The organism is Arthrobacter sp. R1-13, from assembly GCF_054161475.1.
Genome location: NZ_CP096420.1, coordinates 1199268 through 1224338, shown reverse-complemented (window position 1 = coordinate 1224338; position 25071 = coordinate 1199268). Strand labels below are relative to the sequence as shown.

Genomic DNA, 25071 nt, shown 5'->3' with positions numbered 1-25071 from the left:
CCGCCGGGACGTGTTCGCTTCTGCTTATGCTATGCGGTCAATAATGAGCTGCTGTGCCGGCCGGGAACCATCGGGGGCGATGGTTACAGCGTGTTCGAGGGCTTCCTTGGCCCGTGCAAATTTTTCCGGGGTATCTGTCAGCAGTGTCATCAGCGGCTCTCCTGCCCTCACCGTCGCACCCGGTTTTGCATGCATTCGAACACCGGCACCGGCCTGGACCTGATCCTCCTTGCGGGCCCGGCCTGCACCCAGGCGCCATGCGGCTACCCCCACAGCCAAGGCATCAAGTTCCACCAGCACGCCGTCGGCAGGCGCGTAAATCACTTCTGAATCCTTGGCCACCGGAAGCGCCGCACGGGGATCCCCTCCCTGCGCCTCGATCATGCGGTTCCAGACGTCCATGGCCCGGCCGTCCTTCAGGGCTGCCCGCGGATCGGCATCGTGGATGCCGGCGCAGGCGAGCATCTCCTCGGCAAGCCTCACGGTCAGTTCGACGACGTCGTCCGGACCACCGCCTGCAAGCACCTCGACCGATTCCTCTACTTCGATTGCGTTGCCTGCCGTCAGACCCAACGGCGTATTCATGTTGGTCAGCAGGGCCACCGTGTTGACGCCTGCGTCCTTGCCCAGGGCGACCATGGTTTCGGCCAGTTCGCGGGCCCGTTCCTCGTCCTTCATAAAGGCCCCGCTGCCCACTTTGACGTCGAGTACCAGTGAGCCCGTACCTTCCGCGATCTTCTTGCTCATGATGGAGGAGGCAATGAGCGGAATGGCTTCCACCGTTCCGGTCACGTCCCGCAGGGCGTACAGCTTCTTGTCCGCAGGGGCGAGGCCGGCACCGGCTGCACAAATCACGGCTCCCACGTCCTGTAGCTGGGCCATCATTTCCTCGTTGCTGAGCGCGGCACGCCAGCCCGGAATGGATTCGAGCTTGTCAAGGGTGCCGCCGGTGTGGCCCAGCCCACGGCCGGAGAGCTGCGGTACGGCGACGCCGAACACAGCAACAAGCGGTGCGAGCGGAAGGGTGATCTTGTCCCCCACGCCACCCGTGGAGTGCTTGTCGCTGGTAGCCTTCACGCCGCCGTCGGGACGCCGCAGTGCCGAGAAGTCCATCCGCTCGCCTGAGGCGATCATGGCGGCAGTCCAGCGGGAAATTTCCGCCCGGTCCATGCCGTTGAGCAGGATGGCCATATTCAGTGCCGCCATCTGCTCATCGGCAATGGCGCCCCGGGTATAAGCGTCGATGGTCCAGTCGATCTGTTCCGGGCTGAGCACACCCTTGTCCCGCTTGATGCGGATGATGTCGACGGCGTCGAACGCTTCAGTTTTGTTTGGGGTGAGTGTCACCGGGTTTCCTCCAAGTGTTGGGGACCAAATGCATCGGGAAGCACCTGGTCCATTGTCCTGATTCCCTGGGTGGTCATTAGTTCCATGTCCGGTGCGCGGAACTCATAGAGCAACTGGCGGCATCGCCCGCACGGCATGAGCACCTGGCCGTCGGCGTCCACGCAATAAAAGGCACGCAGCAGGCCGCCTCCGCTCATGTGCAGGTTGCCCACCAACGAACATTCAGCGCACAGGGTCAGGCCGTAACTGGCGTTTTCCACATTGCAGCCGCTGACGATCCGGCCATCCGAGGTAAGGGCCGCAGCTCCCACCGGGAACTTTGAATAGGGGACATAGGCATTGTTCATGGCAGCGACGGCGGCAGCCTCCAAAGCCTGCCAGTCGACTTCCGTGGCGGTCATCCCCGTCAACCCTTGACGTACGGAATGCCGCTGGCCGCAGGTGGTCTGGAGCGACCCACCAACCCGGCCACGGCCAGCACGGTTACCAGGTACGGCAGCATGGCCATGAACTGGCTCGGCACGGGGGTACCGATGATGGTCACGATGCTTTGCAGGTTGTCGGCAAAACCGAACAGCAATGCGGCAAAGAAGGCTCCGATGGGGTTCCATCGCCCGAAGATCAGGGCAGCCAGGGCGATGAAGCCGCGCCCGCCGGAGATCTCCTTGGTGAAGCTGTCGATGGCCACAAGGGTAAAGAACGAGCCGCCGATACCGGCGATCGCTCCGCCGAGGGTGACGTTCCAGAATCGGGTGGCGTTGACTTTGATGCCCATGGTGTCAGCTGCTTCCGGATGTTCACCCACCGCACGGACCCGGAGGCCCCACTTCGTCTTGAACAATCCAATCCACACCACGATCACCGCAATGTACATGAGGTAGCCAACCACGGATTGCCTGAAGAGGATGGGCCCGATCAGGGGAATGCTGGAGAGCACCGGGATGTCCACAATAGGCAGCCTGTCCGGCGAGTTGAACTGCTCCGGGTCGGCCTGCATCACCGTGCTGAACATAAATCCGGTCAGTCCGGACACCAGGACGTTCAGCACCACACCGACGATGATCTGGTTGACGAGGTATTTGATGCTGAACAGGGCAAGGACCATGGAGACGACGGCGCCGGCAATGGCCGCGGCCAGGAGTCCGATAAAGGGGTTCTTGGTAATGCTTGCGACGATGGCGGCCGTGAAGGCACCGCCGAGCAGTTGTCCCTCGATAGCGATATTCACCACGCCGACCCGCTCACACAAGACGCCTGACAGCGAGCCGAAGACCAGCGGAACGGCTAGCGTCACGGATCCGGCGATCAAACCGGCAAGGGAAATGTTCGGCGTGCGCGCGCCTCCCACCAGCCAGATCAGGAAGGCCACGACAAAGACGACGATGAACGCAATGGGAAGCCACCGCGGGGCGGACTGGTTCCTCGTCTTCAGATACACCGCATATCCGGCCAGGCCGAGAAGGACCACGGACAGCACAATGCCCGCAAGGAACGCCGGCACTTCGATGACTGGCAGCTGGAAGAAGTCGCCCGCCGAGGAGATCCCGAACTTTGCGGTCTGGTTGGGACCCATGACTCCAAAGAACACAAAGGCCACGAGGCCCAGCGCCGCCAGCAGAATGGGGATTTTCCAGGTGACCGGTTTGGCTGAGGAGCCCTGGATCCGGGTAGAGCCCGGCTGCGGGGTTCCTGGCTTTGGTGCTGTGGTTGTTGTGCTCATGCTGCACCTCCGGTGGTGGCTGCCGTTGTGGACTTACCGGCGGTAGCCGTTTTCTTCCGCCGCGGGTTCAACCCGAAGACGGCCCGCACCAGCGGCGGGGCGGCGATGAACAGGACGATGAGCGACTGGACCACCAGGACAATGTCGATAGGGGTTCCGGTTTGGATCTGCATCTGGACTGCGCCTGCGCGGAAGGCGCCGAACAGCAGGCCAGCTGCGAAGGTCCCCCACGGCGTCGAACGCCCCAACAGCGCCACAGTGATGGCATCAAAACCATAGGTGGCCGCGACCCCGTCGGTGAGGACCTTCTCCGTTCCCGCTACCTGGGCCACACCGGACATGCCAGCCAAGGCCCCGGCGAGGGCCATCACAAGGATGGTGGCGCGTGGAACGTTGATTCCTGCAGTCAGTGCGGCCTTGGGGTTGGCGCCAACTGCCCGGAATTCGAAGCCGATGGTGGAGCGGTTAAGGAGCCACCACACCAGTACAGTGGCCGCGATGGCAAGGACAAAGCCGAGGTGGAGCCGGTACTGCGTGCCAAAAATCTGCGGATAGACGGCCGTTGGATCGAGGATGGGGGAAATAGGGTTGGTCTCCCCCGGACGCTGAAATGCGGGGGTATTCAGCAGGTACCGGAGGAAGTACAGCGCTATGTAGTTGAACATGATGGTCAGAATCACTTCGTGGGCACCGGTGCGTGCTTTGAGGTAACCCACCAGGCCTCCCCAGATGGCACCGCCGATAATGCCCGCCACGAGGACCAGCAGCAGATGCAGGCCCAGCGGCAGATGCAGCGCGAAGCCGACCCAGGCCGCAAGGATACCTGCCATGATGATCTGTCCCTGGGCACCGATGTTGAACAGGCCGGCGCGGAAAGCAAGTGCCACACCCAAGCCTGCCGTGATCAGCGGCGTCGCTATGGTGAGGGTCTCCATGAACGGCGCGAACTGGGCAGCAGCCGTGTTCCCCCGGGGGTTGAACACTGACCCTTGGAACAGGGCGACATACGAACGTGTGGCTGCATTCCAGACCGCCAGGAGGAAATCACTGGGCCGGGCGAAAAGGTAGGTGGCTGTGGCTCCCACCTGCTTGTCCGTACTGGCAATGAGCAAACCGCCCAGGATCAGCGCCAGGAGAACGGCCAGGAGGGAAACCATCCCGCTGCCGGTGAAAATCTTACGGAGGAGGGTGTCAGGTCCGCCGGGCAGCGTTCCACTCTGGGCAGACACGGGCACCGCTGAAGGGCCCATCGCGCCGCCGGCCGTGTCCAGTGATACGGCAGCGGCTGTGTCCTCCGCGGGGGCCGGCGCATCAGCGGCGTTGTCGGAATTCTCGGCGTCTGTTGACTTCGTCGGCTTCTTCGAATGGTTGTCCGCCACGTGTTTGTGTTTCTCAGACATGGTCGCCTCCTTCGGCGCGGGAGGTGGAGGGTTCAGAAGATGATCCATCATCCGGTGATCCATGATGATGGGCGCGATCGGCGTGGGCTGCCTCATCGGGAGAAAGACCTGCCATCATCAGGCCCAGCACGTCCCTGCTGGTGCCGGCTGGAACAATCCCCACCAGCTTGCCCTTGTAAAGCACTGCAATCCGGTCTGCCAGCTCCATGACCTCATCCAGTTCAGTGGACACGATCATGACCGGAGTGCCGTTGTCGCGTTCGGTGACGATTCGCCGGTGCAGGAATTCAATGGAGCCTACGTCCACACCACGGGTGGGCTGGGAGGCGATGAAAAGACGAAGCGGACGCGACAGCTCGCGCGCCATGACCACCTTCTGCTGGTTTCCGCCGGACAAGGTGCCGGCGGCCAAAGCTCCGGACGGGGTGCGAATATCGAATTCCCCAATCCTGGACGTGGCGTTCTCCAGGACCTTGGCCGGGCTCATGCCGATTCCTTTGGCGAAGGGAGACTGATCGTAGAGGTCCAGTACCAGGTTCTCGGCGATGGAGAAGGTGCCGATCAGTCCGTCCACTTTCCGGTCCTCGGGAACGAATCCGACGCCGGCCTGGAGCACTTCCTTGACGCTGCGGCCAAGGAGTTCCTTCTCGTCGAGCAGGATGGATCCTTGGACCCGCTCCTGCAGGCCCAGAATCGCTTCGGTGAGTTCCGTTTGGCCGTTGCCCTGGACACCGGCCACGGCAAGGATCTCGCCCCGGGCGATGCTGAAACTGATTCCGTCCACCACGTGCTGCCCGCTGGGGGCAATCACGGTGAGGTTCCGGACTTCGAAAGTGGTTTCCTGGGGGCTGGCCGGCTCCTTGTCCAGCGTGAGGCTCACGGAGCGGCCCACCATCATGGAAGCCAGCTCAGTGGTTGAAGCCCCAGGAGGAGCAGTTCCCACCACCTTGCCTCGCCGGATCACCGTGATGGTGTCAGAGACTGCCTTCACTTCCCGGAGCTTGTGCGAGATAAAGACGATCGAAGTGCCGCCGCTCTTGAGCTGGCGCATGATGTCAAGCAGTTCGTCGGTATCCTGCGGGGTGAGCACCGCCGTCGGCTCATCCAGGATGAGGACCTTTGCATCGCGGACCAGGGCCTTGATGATTTCGACGCGTTGCTGGACGCCCACGGGGAGGTCTTCCACGAGGGCGTCAGGATCGACGTCGAACCCGTAGCGGTCAGAGATTTCCTTGATTTTCCGCCGCGTATCGTCCAGGTTCAGGAAGCCACCCGCTTTGGTGGCTTCGGCGCCCAGTGCGACGTTTTCGGCAACTGTAAAAACAGGCACCAGCATAAAATGCTGGTGCACCATACCGATGCCGGCGGCCATGGCGTCTCCTGGCCCGCGGAAGCTGACGGGTTTTCCGTCAATGAGGATTTCGCCGTCGGTGGGCTCGTACAAACCGTAGAGGACGTTCATCAGGGTGGACTTGCCGGCGCCGTTCTCACCCAACAGGCAGTGGATCTGACCGGGTTCAACAACCACATCAATGTGATCGTTGGCTAGCAGGGAGCCAAAGCGTTTGGTAATCCCCTTGAGTTCAAGTTTCAAAACTCTGACCAATCTCGAAGCGTCCGGCGCTTCTGGCCGGACGGGATATGTGGCTGCAGCATCAGCCTAGTACCTGCCGCTGTGGGCGGAGCCAAGCCATGCACAACGAAAAAAGGAGAATGCCAACGAAAAGCGCCACCGCCCGTCCAGTCGTAACTGTCCGGGTGGCGGCGCCTTGCGTTGGGATCAGGGCGTTGGGATCAGACCTTGGGGCTGGCGGTGGACTCCACCTTCAGCTTGCCGTCCACAATGTCCTTCTTGATCTGTTCCAGTTCCGTCTTCAGCTCTGCCGGGACGGCCGATTCCAGGTCATGGAAGGGAGCAAGCTGGACGCCATTGTTAGCCAGGGTGCCGACGTACGGGGTGTTGGAGAACGTGCCTTCCTTGTCTTCCTTCACCACGGTCTCGACAGCATCACCCATCTGCTTCATCACGGAAGTCAGCATGATGTCCTTGTAATCAGGAGCGGTGCGGAAGCCGTCAGAGTCAACCCAGATGAGTTTGACGTCCTTGCCTGCGGCCTTGGCTTCCTTCAGCGCAGCACCAGCGCCCTTACCGACAGGACCCGCGACGGGCATGACGATGTCCGCACCCTGATCCAGGAAGTTCTGGGTCAGCTGCTTGCCCTTGTCCTGCTTTTCGAAGTCACCGGTAAAGCTGCCGTCCTGGGCTGCCTTGTCCCAGCCAAGGACCTTCACGTCCTTGCCCTTCTGTTCGTTGTAGTACTTCACGCCGTCGGCGTAGCCGTCCATGAAGATGGTGACGGTGGGGATCTTGATGCCGCCGAAGGTCGCAACTGTTCCGGTCTTCGTGGTTCCGGCAGCCAGGTAGCCGGCCAAGAACGCCGCCTGCGCGGTGTCGTAGATGATCGGCTTGACGTTGCTGATGGCCGGGGTGTAGTTGAAGTCGATAATGGCGAAGTGGCTGTCCGGGTTGGCGGTGGCGATCTTCTTCGTGGCGTCGCCCAGGAGGAATCCGACCGTGAGGGTGAGGTCGCAGCCTGCCGTGACCATGGCGTTGAGGTTCGGCTCGAAGTCATTGTTGGTCTTGGATTCAACCTGGTTGACCTTGATGCCCAGGTCTGCTTCGGCTTTCTTCAAGCCCTCGTACGAGGACTGGTTGAAAGATTGGTCGTCGAATCCACCGGAGTCTGACACGATACAGCCGGCGTAATCGCTGGTCGTGGCAGTCGGGCCCCCCGCTTCAGGGGGAGCCCCGCAAGCCGTCAGCAGGAGAGCGGCCGCACCTGCGGTGGCAACGCCAACCATGGAACCGCGCTTGACGGTTGCACGCAGTGAGTTCTTCAATGTTCCTCCAGGAAAAAAGAGATAGGCGCTACGACGGTTCAATGAGTGTCCGTTTCTAATGCTCCACACTGAAATTCTGTTTTCACTGATGGGTTCGCAGCACTGCGCCGTAGCGCACTGATACAAGCAACTTTAGTGTCCTGGAACACGTCCTGGCCCATGCTGGACGCCATATCGGCATATCGTTGAGAACTTGTTACCTACGGGTAGGGGTGAGTGCAAGTCACATGACGCCGGTCCCTGAACGTCAACGGGGGGAACCTACAGGCGTACGAGCATTTTCCCGGTGTTTGCACCGTCAAGGAGATCCATAAATGCCTGCGGCGCGTTCTCCAGTCCGTCCACTATCGTCTCGTCATAACGGACGGCGCCGTCGGCCAGCCAGCCGGCCATCCTGCCGGCAAATTCGGCTGAATGCTGCCGCTGGCCGCCTACCAGGAATCCCCTCAAAGTGAGCTGCTTTCCGATGGCCAGCATCAGGTTGTGCGGGGCAGGGGTTGGCTCGGTGGCGTTGTACTGGGCAATCGCGCCGCACATCGCCACCCGTCCGCCGATGTTCAGGACGGACAACGCGGCCTCAAGGTGCTCGCCGCCCACATTGTCGAAGTACACGTCGATCCCGGCCTCGCCGGCCGCTTCCTTGAGCTGGTCTTTCACCGGGCCGTCGTTGTAGTTGAAGGCGGCATCGAACCCAAGTTCAAGCAGCCTGTCCACTTTTTCCTTGGAGCCGGCCGAACCGATGACGCGGGAGGCGCCCATTGCTTTGGCTATCTGGCCAACGAGGGAGCCCACCGCCCCTGCAGCGCCGGAAACGAAAACAGCATCGCCCTCCTTGAACTCGGCTACCTTTAACAGCCCCGCGTACGCAGTCAGGCCAGTCATCCCGAGGGCGCCAAGGAATGCGGAGGAGGGGGCCAAGTCAGTGCGGGCAATCGTCGTGGAGCCCGCCGCCGCAACAGAGTGTTCACGCCAGCCCAGTGAATGCACGACGACGTCCCCCACCTTCCGGTCAGAGGACCGGGACGCGATGACCTCGCCTACTGCTCCGCCGTCGAGCGCTTCCCCCACCGCGAACGGTGCCGAGTAGGACTTGACGTCATTCATGCGGCCACGCATGTAGGGGTCCACGGAGATGAAAAGGTTCCGCACCAGCACCTCGCCGTCTGCCAATTGCGGGACGGCGGCTTCTGCAAGACGGAAGTTCTCCGGCACGGGACGGCCTGAGGGCCGGGATGCCAGCTGGATGACACGGGTGGTTGTGACGGTTTCCTGGCTCATGCGGCCACCTCCAGGATCTTGATGTCGACGTTGATGTTGCCGCGCGTGGCATTGGAATACGGGCAGATCTGATGTGCTTTGGCAACCAGCTCCTCTGCCGTTGCAAGATCCAGTGCGGGAAGGGCGATTTCGAGTTCGGCGGCGAGGCCGTAGCCGGGTCCGTGCTCCAGTGCGCCGATGTGAATCCTCGCTGCAACGGCGGAATCGGTCAGGTCGGCGCGGTATTTACGGCCAACAGTGCGCAGTGCGGAGTGGAAGCATGCGGCGTAGCCGGCGGCGAACAGTTGCTCAGGGTTGGTCCCCTGGCCGTCGCCTCCGAGCTCCACCGGGGCGGCCAGAGTAACGTCCAGCTTGCCGTCCTTGCTGCGGGCACTGCCTTCACGGCCTTCGCCCGACGCCAGTGCTTCTGCAGTGTAAAGAGTCTTCATGTGGTACCCGATCTGTTGTGGGTGGTTAATTCTCAGAGATGACCGTGGAGGGCAGAGGTCAGCCTGTCCAAGGTTGCGCGCAGCTGTTCCAGCTCAGCGGCAGAGAGCTTGGCGGCATCTGCAAGGTGCTGGGGAATCCCGGCTGCCTTCGCGCTGAGGTTCCTGCCGGCGTCGGTCAGCGTAATTTCCATCCGGCGCTCGTCAAGGGCTGACCGGCGGCGCTCCACCAGCTCAAGCGACTCAAGCCGTTTCAGAAGCGGTGAAAGTGTTCCCGAATCCAGGCCGAGCTCCTCCCCCAGTTCCCGGACGCTCCGCGGCTCGTTCTCCCATAACACCAGCATCACGAGGTACTGCGGGTAAGTGAGCCCCAGTTCCTCCAGGATGGGCCGGTAAACGGCAGTGGCTGCTTTTGACGCCGAGTAAAGGGCGAAGCACAGCTGGCGGTTGAGTCTGGGAGCATCGGTCATGCCGTAACGGTAGCCCACAATTAGATTGTGCACAACTCAATTACCGGAAGAACCACCAAACCACCACTAAAGGAAAGCGCGGACTGGCAGCAGATGCTGCCAGTCCGCGCTGAAGTGACTATAGGTCGCGGATGGTGCGGAGCGCTGCAGCAGTGAGCACCTGGATGCCGTAGGCGAGGGCCCGCTCGTCCAGGATGTAGTCGCCGCGGTGGAGATCGTATTCTTCCCCGCCGGGGGTCTTGGTGCCTAGCCGCATCATTGCGCCCGGACGCTCGGCCAGGAACCAGGCGAAGTCCTCCCCGCCCATCGACTGCGGTGTGAGCACAACGGCGCCTTCGCCGATTTCGGCACGCGCGGCGGCTTCGATCAGGGCCGTTTCGTGTTCGGAGTTGACCACGGGCGGGACCCCACGGGTGTGCTCGAGGTGGACCTCAACCCCATAGGGAGCGGCAATCTCGTGGACAATCTCATCCAGGAGTTCGCCGGCGCTCTTCCACGCGTCGCGGTCCAGGCAGCGCATGGTGCCGGCCATGAAGCCGTTGGCCGGAATGGCATTGGGCGCCGAGCCTGCTGAAATCTGGCCCCAGACAACTGAGACCCCGCTACGAACATCAACGCGCCGCGACAGGACCGCGGGTACGTTGACGGCGATCTGAGAAAGGGCAAACACGAGGTCTTCGGTGAGGTGCGGGCGGGAAGTATGCCCTCCCCTGCCACTAAGGGTGATCTTGATGGTGTCCGAGGCTGACGTGATGGCGCCGATCCGTGTGCCGATCTTGCCGACGTCGATCCGGGGATCACAGTGAAGCGCAAGGATGCGCGGCACGCCGTCGAGCACGCCCTGCTCGATGCACGAGTGGGCACCCCCGGGCATGGTCTCTTCCGCCGGCTGGAAGACGATGCGGACAGAACCACGCAGCGGCGACTCAAGATGCATCCGGTGCAGCACGAGTGCAATCCCGAGCATGGTGGCAGTGTGCACGTCATGGCCACAGGCGTGCGTCACACCGTGGTTCTTGGAGGCGAACGGGAGGCCTGTTTCCTCAATGATCGGCAAGGCATCGATGTCCCCGCGCAGGGCCGTCGCAATGGGCCCATCGCCGACATCAACGGTGAGCCCGGTACCCTCAAGCCTGCGCGGTTTGAGCCCTGCTGCTTCGAGCCGCTCCACGAGCTTGTCGGTGGTGCGGAACTCCTTGAACGACAGCTCCGGGTGCGCATGGAGGTCACGCCGGAATTCGATCAGTTCCGGCAGGAGAGACTCCAGCCATGGCCCCACCAGGTCGGTGGGCTCAGCTTCAGTAGTGTAATTGCGCACGCAATAACTCTAGCGAGCGTACAAAGAATAGCGGCATCGCCGTCGGCCCGTTACGGTTACAGCCGGTTTTAGCCGGTCTTAGCCGACGGAGAAGCCGGCAGAGAAGGCCGTCAGAGGACGTCGGTGTCGCCGCTCGCCTTGAGCGCGTCAACAGCAGCCTTGACGCGCTGGGAGTGCTCCTTGGTGGTCACCAGCAAGGCATCGGGAGTGTCCACGATGACCACGTCCTTGATGCCGATCAGGGCAATGACGCGCTTGGTATCCGAGACCACCACCCCAGAGGCATTCTCCGTGAACACCCGGGCGCCTTCGCCGAGGACGGTGACATCATGTACTTCCTTTGCGCTGTTCAGCCTTCCCACCGAGGCGAAGTCTCCGACGTCGTCCCAGCGGAACAGACCAGGCACGACGGCGACGTCCCCGGCCGCCGCGGCAGGTTCAGCCACGGCATAGTCAATGGCGATCTTCGGAAGTGACGGCCAGACCCGTGCCGTCACTTCGTCACGTTCCGGACCATCCCAGGCCTGGGCGATTTCCAGCAGGCCCTTGAAAAGTTCGGGCTGGTTGGCCTCGAGGTGCTTGAGCATGAGGGCGACCGGAGCGACGAACATGCCCGCATTCCAGACGTAATCACCGCTGTCCACATACTGCTGAGCCACTTCTTCGCTGGGCTTTTCCACAAACTCCACTACCGCCTGGGCGCTGGGTGCCAACGGAACAGCCAGGTTACGTCCGGAGCGGATGTAGCCGAAGCCGGTGGACGGGTGGGTTGGTTTGATACCGATGGTGACGATCTTGCCGGCCGCGGCGGTGTGGATTGCCTGCCGGACTGTGTCCTGAAAGAGGTCGTCAGGGCTGATGACGTGATCCGCGGCGAAGGATCCCATGATGGTGTCCGGATCCCGCTGGTGCAGGATGGCTGCGGCCAGGCCGATGGCTGCGGCAGAATCCTTGGGTTCGCTTTCGAGCACGAGGTCGCTGTCGTGCAGTTCGGGCAGTTGGCTGCAGACAGCCGTCCGGTGCGCTGTTCCAGTAACTACCAGGACCTGCTTACCGGCCAGCGGCTCCAAGCGATCGTAGGTGGCACGGAGCAGCGTGCTGCCGGATCCCGTGAGGTCGTGGAGGAATTTCGGAGCTGCTGCCCGTGACAGGGGCCAAAGGCGGGTCCCCACTCCGCCGGCCGGAATCACCGCAATAAAACGGTCCAACGGTGAATTCTGGTTTGTCACATTGTCGTCTCTCATCACGGCCTACTTTAGCGGAAGCGCCTCAGGGCAACCCGCGCACCCTGCTTGTAAGCCTGCGCAACCCCTCATTATGTGGCATTTGTCTCATCATTTCGTGAAATCCGCGCTGTTACTGGCCACCAAGGAGGGCCTAAATTGAATAAGCTGTGAGCGAAGCCTAGATTTAGGCCCGAGCTACGAGTGCTCTCGCAGCAGGCGTTCCCCCCGCGTGGATCCCACGCCAGCGCCGCTGTGTTGCAGGGAGGTTTATTCAGTGCCGACAAAACCAGCTGGCACCTTGTACCGCGGCCGTGAAGGCATGTGGTCCTGGGTAGGACACCGTATTACCGGTGTAGTGATCTTTTTCTTCTTGTTGGTCCATGTCCTGGACACCTCACTGGTGCGCGTGTCCCCCGAGGCCTACAACCATGTGATCGCTGCCTACAAGAACCCGCTGATGGCCGTGGGTGAAACGGGCCTCGTCGCAGCAATTGTGTTCCACGCCTTCAACGGCCTGCGGATCATCGCCGTTGACTTCTGGAAGAAGGGTGCCAAGTACCAGCGCCAGATGCTGTGGACTGTCCTGGCTCTCTGGGTTGTCACCATGGTGGCCTTCTCCATCCGCCACCTTTCCCTCGCCTTCGGAGGTCACTAAGCCATGTCTGCAACAGAGATCCAGCCCCCACGCAGCGGCCAGATCAGTGGCAAGCCTGCTGCCGGCGTCGTTGCTCCGCAATACCGCCGAACAGGCGGCTCCCGCGGCAACTTTGAAATGTTCGCTTGGCTTTTCATGCGGCTCTCCGGCGTTGTCCTTGTTGTCCTGATCTTTGGGCACCTTTTCGTCAACCTGCTCGTGGGCGAGGGCATCAAGGCCGTCGACTTCGGTTTCGTTGCCGGCAAGTGGGCGGACCCGTTCTGGCAGGTCTGGGACCTTGCCATGCTGTGGCTTGCCATGCTTCACGGCACCAACGGCGTCCGCACCATCATTAATGACTACGCGGAAAAGGACTCCACCCGCTTCTGGCTGAAGATGGTCCTCTACGCCGCCACCACCGTCATCATCATCCTGGGCACCCTGGTGATCTTTACGTTCAACCCGTGCCCCATGATCGACGGCGTCCCGTTGCAGGGTGGCTTCTGCCCCGCAGTCTAGGGGCTGCCCTACTGCCTGCATTGGCGCTGGCAGTGATTTCACGTTTCAGGTTTTACGGTGCAGGCTCCGCCGGCCCGTGCTTTATAGCGAATTTTGAGAGAAAGAGCGTCTGGTATGCAGGTCCATAAGTACGACGTCGTTATCGTCGGTGCCGGTGGTGCTGGCATGCGCGCAGCGATCGAATCCGGTCAGCGTGCGCGAACAGCAGTATTGACCAAGCTCTACCCCACCCGCTCGCACACCGGTGCAGCGCAGGGTGGCATGTGTGCGGCCTTGGCCAATGTCGAGGAAGACAACTGGGAGTGGCACACCTTCGACACCATTAAGGGCGGTGACTACCTGGTTGACCAGGATGCCGCCGAGGTTATGGCGAAGGAAGCGATTGACGCCGTCCTGGACCTGGAAAAGATGGGCCTGCCGTTCAACCGCACCCCTGAGGGCCGGATTGACCAGCGCAGGTTCGGTGGCCACACCCGCGATCACGGCAAGGCTCCCGTCCGCCGCGCGTGCTACGCAGCTGACCGCACAGGGCACATGATCCTCCAGACCCTGTACCAAAACTGCGTCAAGCACAACGTTGAGTTCTACAACGAGTACTACGTCCTTGACCTCCTGACCGTCGAAGAAGACGCCCTCCGTGAGGATGGCACGCCGTACAAGCAGAAGCGCGTGGCCGGCGTCGTCTCTTACGACCTCGCCTCCGGTGAGCTGCACGTATTCCAGGCCAAGTCCGTGGTGTTCGCTTCCGGCGGCGCCGGCAAGGTGTTCAAGACCACCTCCAACGCCCACACCCTCACCGGTGACGGCATGGGCATCGCCTTCCGCCGCGGAATCCCCCTGGAGGACATGGAGTTCTTCCAGTTCCACCCGACAGGCCTCGCGGGCCTCGGCATTCTCCTCTCGGAGGCCGCCCGTGGCGAAGGCGCCATCCTGCGAAACTCGGAGGGTGAACGCTTCATGGAGCGATACGCCCCCACCATCAAGGACCTTGCCCCGCGTGACATTGTGGCCCGTTCCATGGCCAACGAGGTCCGTGAAGGGCGCGGTTGCGGTCCGAACAAGGACTACGTGCTCCTTGACCTGACGCACCTTGAACCGGCGCACATCGACGCCAAGCTGCCGGATATCACCGAATTCGCCCGCACCTACCTCGGTGTGGAGCCCTACACCGAACCGGTTCCGGTTTTCCCGACGGCGCACTACGCCATGGGCGGCATTCCCACCAACATCACCACGGAAGTCCTGCAGGACAACGACACCGTGGTTCCCGGCCTGTACGCCGCGGGCGAGGTTGCCTGCGTGTCGGTGCACGGCTCGAACCGCCTCGGCACCAACTCCCTGCTGGACATCAACGTCTTCGGCAAGCGTGCCGGCATCGCCGCTGCGGAATATGCCAAGACAGCAGACTTCGTTGAGCTCCCGGAGGATCCGGAGGCGTACACGATCGAGCTGCTGAACATCGCCCGCAACGGGACCGGTGACGAGAAGGTGGCTGTGATCCGCAAGGAGCTGCAGGACACCATGGACGCCAACATGCAGGTGTTCCGGACCGCCGAAACGTTGAACCAGGTTCTGCGGGACATCGCGTCCTTCGAGGAGCGGTACAAGCGCATCAGCGTCCAGGACAAGGGCAAGCGGTTTAACCTGGATCTTTTGGAAGCCGTGGAGCTTGGCTTCCTGCTGGAACTCGCCAAGGTGATGACCGTGGCTGCCCTCCACCGGGAAGAATCCCGTGGCGGTCACTTCCGCGAGGACTTCCCCGAGCGCGACGACGACAAATTCATGAAGCACTCAATGGCGTACAAGGACGAGCACGCACCTGCGGACGGAACCGGTTCCGCAGAGGCAATCGCCGGCATCAGGCTTGGCACCAAGCCCGTTGTCTTCACGCGCTACGAGCCGATGGTGAGGAAGTACTAAGATGTCCGCTGAACTTGCTGAGCCAGCCTCCAAGATCGAACTGCCAGCGCACGTTGGAGGTGGCGGAGAGATTCCCACATTCGACGTCACCATGCGTGTGCGCCGCTACAACCCCGAAGTCTCCGCCGAAGCGACCTGGGATGACTTCAAGGTCACCATGTACGGGACCGACCGTGTGCTGGATGCCCTGCACAAGATCAAGTGGGAAATCGACGGCAGCGTTTCTTTCCGCCGTTCCTGCGCCCATGGTGTTTGTGGCTCAGATGCCATGCGCATCAACGGCCGCAACCGCCTCGCCTGCAAAACGCTTCTGAAGGACCTGGACACGTCCAAGCCCATCACGGTGGAACCCATCAAGGGCCTCCCGGTGGAGAAGGACCTCATCGTGGACATGGAACCGTTCTTCCAGTCCTTCCGCGAGGTCATGCCGTTCCTCATCAACAGAGGCCACGAACCCACCAAGGAACGCCTGCAGTCCGCCGAAGACCGCGAGCGGTTCGACGACACCACCAAGTGCATTCTCTGCGCCGCGTGCACGTCCTCGTGCCCCGTCTTCTGGACCGACGGCCAGTACTTCGGCCCCGCTGCCATCGTGAACGCCCACCGCTTCATCTTCGATTCACGCGATGACGCTGGCGACATGCGTCTGGAGATCCTCAATGACAAGGAAGGTGTGTGGCGCTGCCGCACCACCTTCAACTGTTCCGAGGCATGCCCCCGCGGCATCCAGGTGACGCAGGCAATCGCTGAGGTCAAGCAGGCCATCCTGTCCCGCAAGATCTGACGCGTTTAGTACCAAGGTCTACTAACAAGGCTCTATAGCGACGACGGCGCCCCTCACCCCAGCGGTGGGCCGGCGCCGTCGTCGTTTCAGCAGAACTGAAAGGCAAGCGATGTCACGGTCGGAGAAAATCAGCTTCGAGGGAACAACGGGCGAGATCCTGTCCGGGATTCTCGACGTTCCCGACGGCCAGGTTAAAGGGTGGGGTGTGTTCTCGCATGGGTTCACGCTCGGCAAGGACAGCCCTTCGGCCTCGCGGATGTGCAAAGCCCTGGCAGATAACGGCGTGGGGATGCTCCGCTTCGACAACCTTGGACTGGGCGATTCAGCGGGGTTGTGGTCTGAAGGATCCTTCAGCCACAAGGTGGCTGACACGGTCCGTGCTGCCGAATTCATGCGTGCACAGGGAAAAACCATTTCGATTCTGGTGGGGCACTCCTTTGGTGGTGCCGCCGTGCTGGCCGCTGCCCAGCACATTCCCGAGCTCGACGCCGTCGCTACTGTCGCGGCGCCATTCTCACCGAAGCATGTTGCCCACGTCTTTGACGCTGCCCTGGACAAGATCCTCAGTGAAGGCAGCGCCGAAGTGGACCTCGGCGGCAAACGGGTGGAAATCCGCCGGCACTTCGTCGAGGATCTTGAAAACGCCGACCTTACCGACTGCATCAAGCGCCTGCACAAGCCGCTGATGGTCCTCCACTCCCCCACCGACAACACCGTGGGCATCGAAAACGCCAGCACCATCTTCCAGACGGCACGGCACCCCCGCAGCTTCGTCTCCCTGGAAGGCAGCGACCACCTGCTCACAGGCAAGGGGCAGGCGGCGCGTGCAGGCAGGATTATTTCTGCCTGGGCTGATCAGTACCTCGACGCCGGACGGTAGCCTCCAGCGCACGCTCCGGATCGACCGGTGTTTTGCCGGGCTGCACCCGGCGGGGGCCCCAGCCTGTTATTTTTCCGGCGGGCGCCCTTTTGAGGTCCTCCTCGCGTACCTTGGACCAGGCTGCAGCCATCAGATACACCTGGCTGACCAGGTTGAACCAGATCAACAAGCCGATAATGATCGCGAACGGGGCCAGGATCGGGTTCCGGCCGGCGCTTGCGAGCAATTCCGTGCTGAAGATCTGCAGGACACCGGTTCCCAGCGCCGCAAGGATGGTTCCCTCCAGCAGCGCCCGGCGGGACAGCCGCAACCCGCCTGCCAATCGGAACATGATGACGGCCGTGACCCACGCCAGCACCAGCGGCACGCCGATCTTAATGGAGGTGGTCAGCGGCCCGGAGAGCAGCGTGTCGAGCCGGAACTGCTCCGTCACCCAGCCGGCAGCAGTGCCGAAGACCAGGGATGCGCCGGCGCTGACTACAAGCGCAACACCGAGCAGCAGAAGTATTCCTGCCTCTTTGAGTTTGAGGAGCACAGGATTCATCGTCAGCGGAGGCAACTCATGGATTATGCGCAAGCCGCCGCGCATGCCGCCAATCCAGCGGAGGGACGTCACCACTGTTACTACGGCGGCTATGACGGCTGTCCATCCCAGCCCGTCAGGGTTTAGCAGTTCCTCCGGGGCCACCAGGCCTTCCCTGCCCTCCCTTGTCAACAGTCCAGGAGCGGCAGCCGATACACTGCTGACGATTCTGTCCAGGAGCACAGGCTGACCGCGCAGCAGCAGGCCTGCAATGGAAAAGCCCGTAGTGAGGAGACCAGTGATGGAAAAGAACATGTTGAAGCCAATACCGGCGCTCAGGAGTGGTCCGCGCTGAAGGTTGTACTGCTGCATGGCCCGTACGGGGCGAAGGGCGTTGAGCCGGGCGACGAGCCACTGGACCATCGCCGTCAGGGATTTGAGGGCGCCGCCGCCAGCACGGCGGGTTTTGCCCCACTCGAGCTTCCTGCGGATAATCTCCAGCTGCAGCTGGGCCAGGTTAGTGGGCAGGGGCCTGTCAGCGGGGGTCGGGTCAGCGGGACCGCGCTGAGCTGTCAGCCCCTCGGGGGTGGTCAGTTTCGATACCAAAATCCAACTCTTCCCGTAGCTGCCAGATGCCGTTGGTGTCGTGCTCGTAGAGTCCCATGCTAACCACAGGGAAGGTGGCCTTGTAGTCCTTCAACACCGTTTCGGCCTCGTCGAGGCTCTCGGGGGCGACATCGTGGGCGATGGTCACATGCGGGTGGTAGGCAAAAGGAAGGTCACGCTCAAGAGGGCCGGTCTGGAGCCTTTCATGGAGATCCACACAAGCCCCGAACCCGTCCTCCACGTTGAGGAACACCACCGGGGAGACGGGGCGGAAGGACCCGGTTCCGGCGATGCTGACGGTGAAAGGTTCCTGGTTCCTTGCCACTTCCCGGACATGGCTCAGCGTCGCTTCCCAGTCGTCCGTCAGTGTGGTGGTGACCAGCGTGATGTGCGCCGGGACCACATCAGCCATGGGGTCGCCAAACGATGCCCGCCACTGCTGCAATTCCAATGCGATGTCCGGCGGAAAGCCCAGGATGACCCCGACGCTCATGCCTTCCGTCGGTGTATCAAGATCACGCTGTGCTTCAAGGTCACGCTGTGTCGAACGGCCCCGCTGCGCTTCAACGTCACGCTGCGCCGAAAGTCGCCCTTGCGCGTTCTTCCGGGTCACAGCGTCATCAACTGACTTTCCCGCGCCACGTCCTGTGGTGTTGGAGACTTGGTTTGATGAGACTTTACTCGCAGCGGCCATCGGGTTAGCGGACTCCTTTGGCTCCGGCGTACGGCAGGAAACCCACCTTGGTGTAAACATCCTGCAGAGTGGCACCCGCGATGGCCCGTGCCTTGTCTGCGCCGTGGGCCAGCAGGCGATCGAGTTCAGCCGGATCCCCGAGCAACTCGTTGGCGCGCTCCCTGATGGGTGACAGATGCTCGGTGACAACCTCGGCCAGATCGACCTTCAGATGGCCGTACATTTTGCCCTGGTAGGCCTCAACGAGTGCTTCCACGCTCTGGCCGGTGATCGAGGAGTAGATAGTCAGGAGGTTTGAAACGCCGGGCTTCGTTTCCCGGTCAAACCGGATCTCGGTTTCGGCATCCGTGACTGCCGACTTGATCCTCTTGGCTATGAGCTTGGGCTCGTCCAGGAGGTTGATGAGGCCGGCAGGAGACTCAGCCGACTTGGACATCTTGGCTGTCGGGTTCTGGAGGTCATAGATCTTTGCCGAAGCCTTCTGGATGAAGGGTTCGGGCACCGTAAACGTTTCGCCGAAGCGGGTGTTGAAGCGGTTAGCGAGGTCGCGGCTGAGTTCCACGTGCTGGCGCTGGTCCTCGCCTACCGGAACACCGTGCGGCTGATAGAGCAGGATGTCCGCCGCCTGAAGCACGGGGTAGGTAAACAGCCCCACGTTGGCCTGGTCCGAGCCGTGCCGCAGCGACTTGTCCTTGAACTGGGTCATCCGCGAAGCCTCGCCGAAGCCCGTGATGCAATTCAGCACCCAGGCAAGCTGGGCATGCTCGGGCACCTGGGACTGGACAAACAGCGTGCACTTTTCCACATCGACGCCGCCGGCAATGTACTGGGCGGCCGTAATGCGGGTCCGTCGGGCAAGTTCCGCGGGGTCGTACGGGATGGTGATGGCGTGAAGATCCGGAATGAAGAACACGGCGTCGTATTCATCCTGCATCCGGACCCAGTTGACCAGCGCGCCGAGGTAGTTGCCCAGGTGCAGGGAATCAGCCGAAGGCTGCATTCCCGAAAGGATGCGGTGCCGCGCCGCCGTTTTCCGTTGACCGTCAGCAGAAGGCAAGGGCTGGGCGGAGGCCCCGGGGTTGGTCACGGTGGAAGGAGAGGTCATTCGGAGAAGCCTTAAGGGTTAGAGCCGGTAGTCCACTACCAGCGGTGCATGGTCGGAGAAACGGGTGTCCCATGAAGCGGCCCTGTCCACAACCGCCGAAAATGCTGCGGCGGCGAGGCCGGGAGTAGCCATGTGGTAGTCGATGCGCCAGCCTGTGTCCGCGTCGAAGGCCTTACCCCGCTGTGACCACCAGGTGTAGGGGCCATCAACATTTCCTGCCAGGCCCCTGTGGACATCCCTCCATCCGATTTCCTCACCAAAAAAACGGTCAAAGTAAGCGCGCTCTTCAGGCAGGAAGCCGGCACGCTTTACGTTGCCCTTCCAGTTCCTGATGTCCAGTTCGGTGTGTCCGACGTTCAGATCGCCCACCACCAAAGCGTGGTCGCTGTGCTTGGCCAGCTCCGGAAGTCGGGTGCTCATGACGTCCAGAAAACGGTACTTGTCGTCCTGCTTGGGTGTGCCGGCCTCGCCTGAATGTACGTAGGCACTGGCGACGGTCAGCTGCGCCGTTTGGCCTGCCGTATCGGTCACGTAGAAGTCCGCCTCAACCCAGCGGCCGGTGGTAGCGAAGTAATCGTCCCCGATACCTGAACGCGTGGCCACAGGCTCCGTGCGGGAAGCGATCGCGACACCGGCACGGCCTTTGGCCTCGGCTTCAGCATGCAGGATGTGCCAGCCCTCGCCGAGGAGTTCCCGCACGACGGCGTCCGGCGCGCGGACTTCCTGGAGGCAAAGGATGTCGACCTCGCGGGGCTCCAGCCATGCGGACATGCCCTTCTTATAGGCAGCACGTAGTCCGTTGACGTTTACTGATGCGATACGAAGGTAATCCTTCTTCAAAGCCGAGGTCACCCGCACTACTCTAGTCGATGATGGTTCCGCTGACGGGCTGGTCGTTACCGCCCGAGGACTTGATCATGTCCCTTGCATTGGTGGCTGTGATCTCGATTGTCTCCAAGGCACGGCCAATGGTGTCCTGATCAGCGGCTGCACCCTTTTCCCGCTCTTTCTCCACCACACGCACCTGAACCTGAACGATCTTGAAGGAGTGATCCAGCTTCAGGTCCCGCACCTCATCGGCATTGCTGCGCTCGGCCACCAGACGTGTTCCACCGCGGCCGGAGCTGGACGGTGAAGGCGCCAGGCCCGCGGCGGAGTTAAACGCGTTCTGCGCCTCTGTGATTTTTGCCCCCGCCTTTTTGGCCGCCCTTTGGATGCTGAGGACCACGAAGGCCGCCAAGGCCAGCCAGAAGAAGGCGATGATGGCGATAACCCAGCCCACGACGTCGTTCTGGTTTGCTGCGAAAATAACAGCGACCAGGAAGGCGATGATGAAAACCGTCATCCCCAGTCCGCTGATGCGGAACATACTGAACCCGCGCTTGGCCGGTTTGGAGTTACCTGGTTGGGAGGGGGACGCGGGATTGCCCAGAGATCGCATACACCAAGTATGGCAAACGCAACAGTGGCTCCATGCCCGCTTCCACCGCGGGCGAACGGACCAACGGCTTCAGGACAACTTGAGGAGCTTACTTCAGGAACAACTTGCGGAGCCGTCCGGTGGTCAGGAGTACACCCAGCACGATCATCACGAGGTAGTAGCCGATGTGGATCGGAGTGGCCGGGGTGAACACGCCCACGCTGATTTGCCGCAGCAGCTCGACCCCATGCCAGAGCGGCATCGCCTGGATGAACCACTGGATAGTCTGCGGGTAGACGCTGAGCGGGTAGAAGGTGGCGCTGAAGAGGAACATCGGGAGCATCACGAAGTTGATCCAGTCCATCTGCTGGAAGGTCTTCATGAAACTCGTAACACCCATGCCGAAGCTGGCAAACCCAAAAGCTATCAGCACCGCCGCTGGAATCATGAGCAGCGCCCACGGCGTGGTGATCAGGCCCATCAGGCCCATCACGGCGGTGAAGCCTGTGGCGTACAGCAGCCCGCGCAGCAGCGCCAGGAAGATCTCCCCCATGGCCACGTCCAGGGGACCCAGGGAGGTGTAGAGCATCCCCTGGTACAGCTTGGCGAAGTTCATCTTGAAGAACACATTCCAAGTGGAGTCGTAGACCGCCCCGTTCATGGCCGAAACCGCCAGCAACGCCGGAGCTATGTAGGCGGTGTAACTGATGTCGGAACCGCCCGGCCCCTGGACAGTACCAACAATGGCTCCGAGCCCGACCCCCATGGAAATGAGGAACAGTACCGGTTCGAAGAAGCCGGAGAGCATCACCATCCAGTTGCTGCTCTTGGTTGCCATGAGGCCGCGCGCCACTACGGCCTTTACGTTGCGTGAATAGAGAGGACCGAAGGACCTGTTGCGAGCGGCCTCGGTAACGCTGTGACCCTCCGTGAGGACGCTCATGAGGCCATCCTTTTCTCGAACTGACGTTTGGTCAGAACCCATCCCACGGCTGCCAGGCTGATGAGGAAAACGATGTGGACGATGGTCAGGAGCGGAGCCTCCTCGTAGCCGTAGCTGAAGACCCGCCCCAGCTCGGTGCCATGCCAGATGGGCGAGATCCAGCCGATCCACCGCACCACCAGCGGCAAGGTGTCGAGCGGAAAGAACGTGCCGGAGAACAGGAACAACGGCATCACGATGAAGCGCATGACTATAGCGAACTGGCCTTTGTCTTCCTTAATCGAAGCTGAATACGCCATCAGGGGCAGCCCGAAGGACAATCCGGCGAGAGTGGCCACAAGCACGGACACCCATCCCCAGCCGCTCGGCGAGGCGCCGAAGAGCGCCACAACCACGAAGTAGAGGGCGGACTGGACCACAAAGCGCAGGGTGACAGCCATGGCGTGCCCGCTTGCGATCTGTGAAGGAGTCAACGGCGAAGCATGGGGGCCGTAATAGGTGCGGCGCCACTTGAAGCCGTCCATCACGGGGAAAGTGAATTCGTTGGCTGCTGTCATCACGGAAGCAGAGACCAGCAGGGCAGGCGCGATGAACACAAGGTAGCTCACCCCGCCAAATGCTGAGGTGCTGTTTGCATCCACAAGGGTGGCCAATCCCACGCCCATGGCGAACAAGTAGGCGACGGGTTGCCCGACGCCGTACATCACGATGGTCCAGGTGTAGCCCTTCATCACGCGAAGGACCTGTTCCATATAGTAGAAAGCACCCCAGCGACGGGCGCGGGCGGCCGAGATCTCCGGAGAATGCGCTCGGCGGAGTGTAGCTGCACCCGCCCCGCCGCCTGAAGCAGTTGCTGCCTTAGGTTCAGTCAACGAGGCTCCTCCCCGTGAGGCGGAGGAACACGTCTTCGAGCGATGACCGGCGGACCAGTGACGTGAGTGGATGAAGGCCGCGGGCAGACACCTGTTCAAGGGCGGCCTCTCCGTCCTCGGCGTAAATGAGCACCCGGTCGGGAAGGGTCTCGATCCGTTCACCGATGCCCTCCAGCTCTGCACCGATGGACGTGTTGCGTTCGGACCCGAACCTCAGTTCCAGCACTTCCCGGCTGGAGTACTCCCGGATCAGGCTGGCAGGGGATCCTTCAGCCATAATCTTTCCCTTGTCCACCACAATCAGCCGGTCGCACAGCTGTTCAGCCTCATCCATGTAGTGGGTAGTCAGGATCAGCGTGACGCCTTGTTCCTTGAGCCGGAACAGCCGGTCCCAGAGGATGTGCCGCGCCTGGGGGTCAAGGCCGGTGGTGGGTTCGTCCAGCAACAGGATCCGCGGCTCATTGATCAGTGAGCGCGCAATGGTCAGGCGGCGCTTCATGCCTCCGGACAGGGCATCCACCTTGGACTTCGCCTTATCCGTCAACTGCGCAAATTCGAGGAGTTCGTCGGCCTTGGGCCGCAGGTAGCTCATAGGCAGGCCGAAGTAGCGTCCGTAGACCAGGAGGTTGTCGCGGACACGCAGTTCCTCGTCCAGGTTGTCCTGTTGCGGCACAACCCCCAGGTGGGCACGCACCTCAGGTCCATGCTGGTCGGGGTCGAGGCCCATGATGGTGAGCCGGCCTGATGTGCGCTGCGAGACGCCACCGATCATCTTCATGGTGGTCGACTTGCCCGCGCCGTTCGGCCCAAGCAATCCGAAGGCTTCGCCAGCCGGGACGTTGAAGGAAATATCGTCGACGGCGGTGACGTCGCCGTAGGTTTTGCTCAGGTTCTGCGCGGAAATGACGTACTCGTCTATGTCTTTGCGGTCATTACGGGGAGGGCGGGAGGATGCTTTTTCTTTCGACACGAGTTCTGGCACCCACCTAACGCTAGTACTCGTATTCGAACAAAGAAAGAGTTCTCTCTCGAAAAATTCATTCGATTTGGGATATTGTCCAGAGCTTGCCCGGAATGCCCAAATACGGGCCAGTCGTTAAACACGAGGGGTACCCGGCCAGTGAATGGCCGGGTACCCTTTCACGTTCAGAGCTCGCAAGCTTTAGGCGATTCCTGCGGGTCAGGCCAAACCTGCTTGCCGCTCCGCTGATTCCACTACGTTCTCGAGCAGCATCGCGCGGGTCATCGGACCCACGCCGCCCGGGTTGGGCGACAACCACGCCGCAACATCGGCGGCCTCGGGATCAACATCTCCGGTGACAACAGCCTTACCGTTGCCGTCGTCCACACGGCTCACGCCGACGTCGAGCACTATGGCCCCCGGCTTGAGGTCCTGCGCCTTGATCATGTGCGGCTGGCCGGCAGCAGCAATCACGACGTCGGCCTGCCGGAGTTCGGCGGGCAGGTCCCTGGTGCCGGTGTGGGCCAGAATAACCGTGGCGTTGACGTCTTTACGGGTCAACAGGAGTCCGACCGGTCGGCCGATGGTGACACCGCGCCCAACCACCAGCACACGCTTGCCATTGAGGTCGATTCCGTGACGGGTCAGCAACTCCACACAGCCCTTGGGCGTACAGGGCAAAGGGGATTTCATCGGTCCGCTGACGTTGGCTACCAGCCGTCCGAGGTTCATCGGATGCAGGCCGTCGGCGTCCTTGTCAGGGTCCATGGCCTCAAGGATGACGTCCTGGTCGATGTGCTTGGGCAACGGAAGCTGGACGATGTAGCCGGTGCAGTCCGGGTTCTCATTCAGCTCCCGGACAACCTCCAGCAACTCCTCCTGGGTGGCAGTATCCGGAAGGTCGCGCCGGATGGAGGTGATGCCAACTTCGGCGCAGTCCTTGTGCTTTCCTGCCACGTACCAGGTGCTTCCGGGATCGGAGCCCACCAGGACGGTGCCAAGCCCGGGCACCACTCCCTTGGCCGTGAGTGCGGCAACGCGCTCCGTCAGTTCCGTCTTGATGGCAGCAGCCACGGCCTTGCCGTCAAGAACCTGGGCAGTGCCCTGAGAGCCAGTGGAAACCAC

At 61.8% G+C, this 25071-nt stretch carries 25 protein-coding genes; 5 read left to right on the top strand and 20 right to left on the bottom strand.

Annotation, left to right across the window (positions count from 1 at the left end; genetic code table 11):
• Window positions 1-24: 24 nt before the first annotated feature.
• The 11 genes from M1D88_RS05700 to M1D88_RS05650 form a co-directional block, all read right to left on the bottom strand.
• Complete coding sequence (locus tag M1D88_RS05700) at window positions 25-1347, bottom strand: thymidine phosphorylase (RefSeq protein WP_458113597.1); 1323 nt, start codon at window positions 1345-1347, stop codon at window positions 25-27.
• Window positions 1344-1748 (bottom strand): cytidine deaminase, encoded by a 405-nt coding sequence (locus M1D88_RS05695; RefSeq protein WP_458113596.1) that lies wholly within the window; start codon window positions 1746-1748, stop codon window positions 1344-1346. The genes M1D88_RS05700 and M1D88_RS05695 overlap by 4 nt, the downstream gene beginning before the upstream one ends.
• Before the next feature lie 5 nt (window positions 1749-1753).
• A complete protein-coding gene (locus M1D88_RS05690) occupies window positions 1754-3067 on the bottom strand; it encodes an ABC transporter permease (RefSeq protein WP_458113595.1) in 1314 nt (437 codons plus the stop codon).
• Complete coding sequence (locus M1D88_RS05685; RefSeq protein WP_458113594.1) at window positions 3064-4467, bottom strand: ABC transporter permease; 1404 nt, start codon at window positions 4465-4467, stop codon at window positions 3064-3066. The genes M1D88_RS05690 and M1D88_RS05685 overlap by 4 nt, the downstream gene beginning before the upstream one ends.
• Entirely contained in the window at window positions 4460-6061 is a 1602-nt protein-coding gene (locus tag M1D88_RS05680) for an ABC transporter ATP-binding protein (protein ID WP_458113593.1), read from the bottom strand. The genes M1D88_RS05685 and M1D88_RS05680 overlap by 8 nt, the downstream gene beginning before the upstream one ends.
• Window positions 6062-6261: 200 nt before the next feature.
• The gene (locus tag M1D88_RS05675; RefSeq protein WP_458113592.1) at window positions 6262-7368 is read right to left on the bottom strand and encodes a BMP family lipoprotein; all 1107 of its coding nucleotides are present in this window, start codon (window positions 7366-7368) and stop codon (window positions 6262-6264) included.
• Between the two features lie 261 nt (window positions 7369-7629).
• A complete protein-coding gene (locus tag M1D88_RS05670) occupies window positions 7630-8646 on the bottom strand; it encodes an NADP-dependent oxidoreductase (protein ID WP_458113591.1) in 1017 nt (338 codons plus the stop codon).
• Window positions 8643-9074, bottom strand: a complete 432-nt coding sequence (locus tag M1D88_RS05665) for an organic hydroperoxide resistance protein (RefSeq protein WP_458113590.1) — start codon at window positions 9072-9074, stop codon at window positions 8643-8645. Before M1D88_RS05665 ends, M1D88_RS05670 begins: the two co-directional genes overlap by 4 nt.
• A gap of 32 nt (window positions 9075-9106) precedes the next feature.
• Window positions 9107-9541: a MarR family winged helix-turn-helix transcriptional regulator gene (locus tag M1D88_RS05660; RefSeq protein WP_458114440.1), complete on the bottom strand. Its 435-nt coding sequence runs from the start codon at window positions 9539-9541 to the stop codon at window positions 9107-9109.
• 118 nt (window positions 9542-9659) lie between these two features.
• Window positions 9660-10859, bottom strand: coding sequence for an amidohydrolase (locus M1D88_RS05655; RefSeq protein WP_458113589.1), 1200 nt, complete (start codon window positions 10857-10859; stop codon window positions 9660-9662).
• A gap of 110 nt (window positions 10860-10969) precedes the next feature.
• Complete coding sequence (locus tag M1D88_RS05650; RefSeq protein WP_458113588.1) at window positions 10970-12103, bottom strand: mannose-1-phosphate guanylyltransferase; 1134 nt, start codon at window positions 12101-12103, stop codon at window positions 10970-10972.
• Between the two features lie 301 nt (window positions 12104-12404).
• On the opposite strand from M1D88_RS05650, the gene sdhC reads away from it, so the two are divergent.
• From sdhC to M1D88_RS05625, 5 genes are all read left to right on the top strand, one after another.
• Window positions 12405-12740, top strand: a complete 336-nt coding sequence (gene sdhC, locus M1D88_RS05645; RefSeq protein ID WP_458114439.1) for a succinate dehydrogenase, cytochrome b556 subunit — start codon at window positions 12405-12407, stop codon at window positions 12738-12740.
• A gap of 3 nt (window positions 12741-12743) precedes the next feature.
• Window positions 12744-13238 carry a succinate dehydrogenase hydrophobic membrane anchor subunit gene (locus tag M1D88_RS05640; RefSeq protein ID WP_309106176.1) on the top strand — a complete coding sequence of 165 codons (495 nt, stop codon included), beginning with the start codon at window positions 12744-12746 and terminating at the stop codon, window positions 13236-13238.
• A 114-nt stretch (window positions 13239-13352) separates the two neighbouring features.
• A complete protein-coding gene (sdhA, locus tag M1D88_RS05635; protein ID WP_458113587.1) occupies window positions 13353-15158 on the top strand; it encodes a succinate dehydrogenase flavoprotein subunit in 1806 nt (601 codons plus the stop codon).
• Between the two features lies 1 nt (window position 15159).
• Window positions 15160-15942 carry a succinate dehydrogenase iron-sulfur subunit gene (locus M1D88_RS05630; RefSeq protein ID WP_458113586.1) on the top strand — a complete coding sequence of 261 codons (783 nt, stop codon included), beginning with the start codon at window positions 15160-15162 and terminating at the stop codon, window positions 15940-15942.
• A gap of 109 nt (window positions 15943-16051) precedes the next feature.
• The gene (locus tag M1D88_RS05625; protein WP_458113585.1) at window positions 16052-16822 is read left to right on the top strand and encodes an alpha/beta hydrolase family protein; all 771 of its coding nucleotides are present in this window, start codon (window positions 16052-16054) and stop codon (window positions 16820-16822) included.
• Here M1D88_RS05625 and M1D88_RS05620 read toward each other — a convergent pair.
• From M1D88_RS05620 to M1D88_RS05580, 9 genes are all read right to left on the bottom strand, one after another.
• A complete protein-coding gene (locus M1D88_RS05620; RefSeq protein ID WP_458113584.1) occupies window positions 16779-17951 on the bottom strand; it encodes a YihY/virulence factor BrkB family protein in 1173 nt (390 codons plus the stop codon). The two genes, M1D88_RS05625 and M1D88_RS05620, sit on opposite strands and share 44 nt — an antisense overlap.
• Window positions 17896-18444, bottom strand: coding sequence for a 2'-5' RNA ligase family protein (locus M1D88_RS05615; protein WP_458114438.1), 549 nt, complete (start codon window positions 18442-18444; stop codon window positions 17896-17898). Before M1D88_RS05615 ends, M1D88_RS05620 begins: the two co-directional genes overlap by 56 nt.
• Window positions 18445-18649: 205 nt before the next feature.
• Window positions 18650-19750: a tryptophan--tRNA ligase gene (gene trpS / locus M1D88_RS05610; RefSeq protein ID WP_458113583.1), complete on the bottom strand. Its 1101-nt coding sequence runs from the start codon at window positions 19748-19750 to the stop codon at window positions 18650-18652.
• Window positions 19751-19768: 18 nt separating this feature from the next.
• Complete coding sequence (locus M1D88_RS05605; RefSeq protein WP_458113582.1) at window positions 19769-20602, bottom strand: exodeoxyribonuclease III; 834 nt, start codon at window positions 20600-20602, stop codon at window positions 19769-19771.
• 10 nt (window positions 20603-20612) lie between these two features.
• Window positions 20613-21191: a hypothetical protein gene (locus M1D88_RS05600; protein ID WP_458113581.1), complete on the bottom strand. Its 579-nt coding sequence runs from the start codon at window positions 21189-21191 to the stop codon at window positions 20613-20615.
• Window positions 21192-21279: 88 nt separating this feature from the next.
• A complete protein-coding gene (locus M1D88_RS05595) occupies window positions 21280-22113 on the bottom strand; it encodes an ABC transporter permease (RefSeq protein WP_458113580.1) in 834 nt (277 codons plus the stop codon).
• On the bottom strand, window positions 22110-22985 hold the full coding sequence (locus M1D88_RS05590) for an ABC transporter permease (protein ID WP_458113579.1): 876 nt from the start codon (window positions 22983-22985) through the stop codon (window positions 22110-22112). The genes M1D88_RS05595 and M1D88_RS05590 overlap by 4 nt, the downstream gene beginning before the upstream one ends.
• Window positions 22978-23904 (bottom strand): ABC transporter ATP-binding protein, encoded by a 927-nt coding sequence (locus M1D88_RS05585; protein ID WP_458114437.1) that lies wholly within the window; start codon window positions 23902-23904, stop codon window positions 22978-22980. The genes M1D88_RS05590 and M1D88_RS05585 overlap by 8 nt, the downstream gene beginning before the upstream one ends.
• 261 nt (window positions 23905-24165) lie before the next feature.
• Window positions 24166-25071: a bifunctional methylenetetrahydrofolate dehydrogenase/methenyltetrahydrofolate cyclohydrolase gene (locus M1D88_RS05580; RefSeq protein ID WP_458113578.1), complete on the bottom strand. Its 906-nt coding sequence runs from the start codon at window positions 25069-25071 to the stop codon at window positions 24166-24168.

Coding starts and splice junctions, on each gene's coding strand:
- M1D88_RS05615 (WP_458114438.1), bottom strand. CDS start 18,444: ATGAGCGTCGGGGTCATCCTGGGCTTTCCGCCGGACATCGCATTGGAA.
- M1D88_RS05685 (WP_458113594.1), bottom strand. CDS start 4,467: ATGTCTGAGAAACACAAACACGTGGCGGACAACCATTCGAAGAAGCCG.
- M1D88_RS05595 (WP_458113580.1), bottom strand. CDS start 22,113: ATGAGCGTCCTCACGGAGGGTCACAGCGTTACCGAGGCCGCTCGCAAC.
- M1D88_RS05640 (WP_309106176.1), top strand. CDS start 12,744: ATGTCTGCAACAGAGATCCAGCCCCCACGCAGCGGCCAGATCAGTGGC.
- sdhA (WP_458113587.1), top strand. CDS start 13,353: ATGCAGGTCCATAAGTACGACGTCGTTATCGTCGGTGCCGGTGGTGCT.
- M1D88_RS05650 (WP_458113588.1), bottom strand. CDS start 12,103: ATGAGAGACGACAATGTGACAAACCAGAATTCACCGTTGGACCGTTTT.
- M1D88_RS05625 (WP_458113585.1), top strand. CDS start 16,052: ATGTCACGGTCGGAGAAAATCAGCTTCGAGGGAACAACGGGCGAGATC.
- M1D88_RS05670 (WP_458113591.1), bottom strand. CDS start 8,646: ATGAGCCAGGAAACCGTCACAACCACCCGTGTCATCCAGCTGGCATCC.
- M1D88_RS05690 (WP_458113595.1), bottom strand. CDS start 3,067: ATGAGCACAACAACCACAGCACCAAAGCCAGGAACCCCGCAGCCGGGC.
- M1D88_RS05660 (WP_458114440.1), bottom strand. CDS start 9,541: ATGACCGATGCTCCCAGACTCAACCGCCAGCTGTGCTTCGCCCTTTAC.
- M1D88_RS05665 (WP_458113590.1), bottom strand. CDS start 9,074: ATGAAGACTCTTTACACTGCAGAAGCACTGGCGTCGGGCGAAGGCCGT.
- M1D88_RS05630 (WP_458113586.1), top strand. CDS start 15,160: ATGTCCGCTGAACTTGCTGAGCCAGCCTCCAAGATCGAACTGCCAGCG.
- trpS (WP_458113583.1), bottom strand. CDS start 19,750: ATGACCTCTCCTTCCACCGTGACCAACCCCGGGGCCTCCGCCCAGCCC.
- M1D88_RS05695 (WP_458113596.1), bottom strand. CDS start 1,748: ATGACCGCCACGGAAGTCGACTGGCAGGCTTTGGAGGCTGCCGCCGTC.
- sdhC (WP_458114439.1), top strand. CDS start 12,405: ATGTGGTCCTGGGTAGGACACCGTATTACCGGTGTAGTGATCTTTTTC.
- M1D88_RS05600 (WP_458113581.1), bottom strand. CDS start 21,191: ATGCGATCTCTGGGCAATCCCGCGTCCCCCTCCCAACCAGGTAACTCC.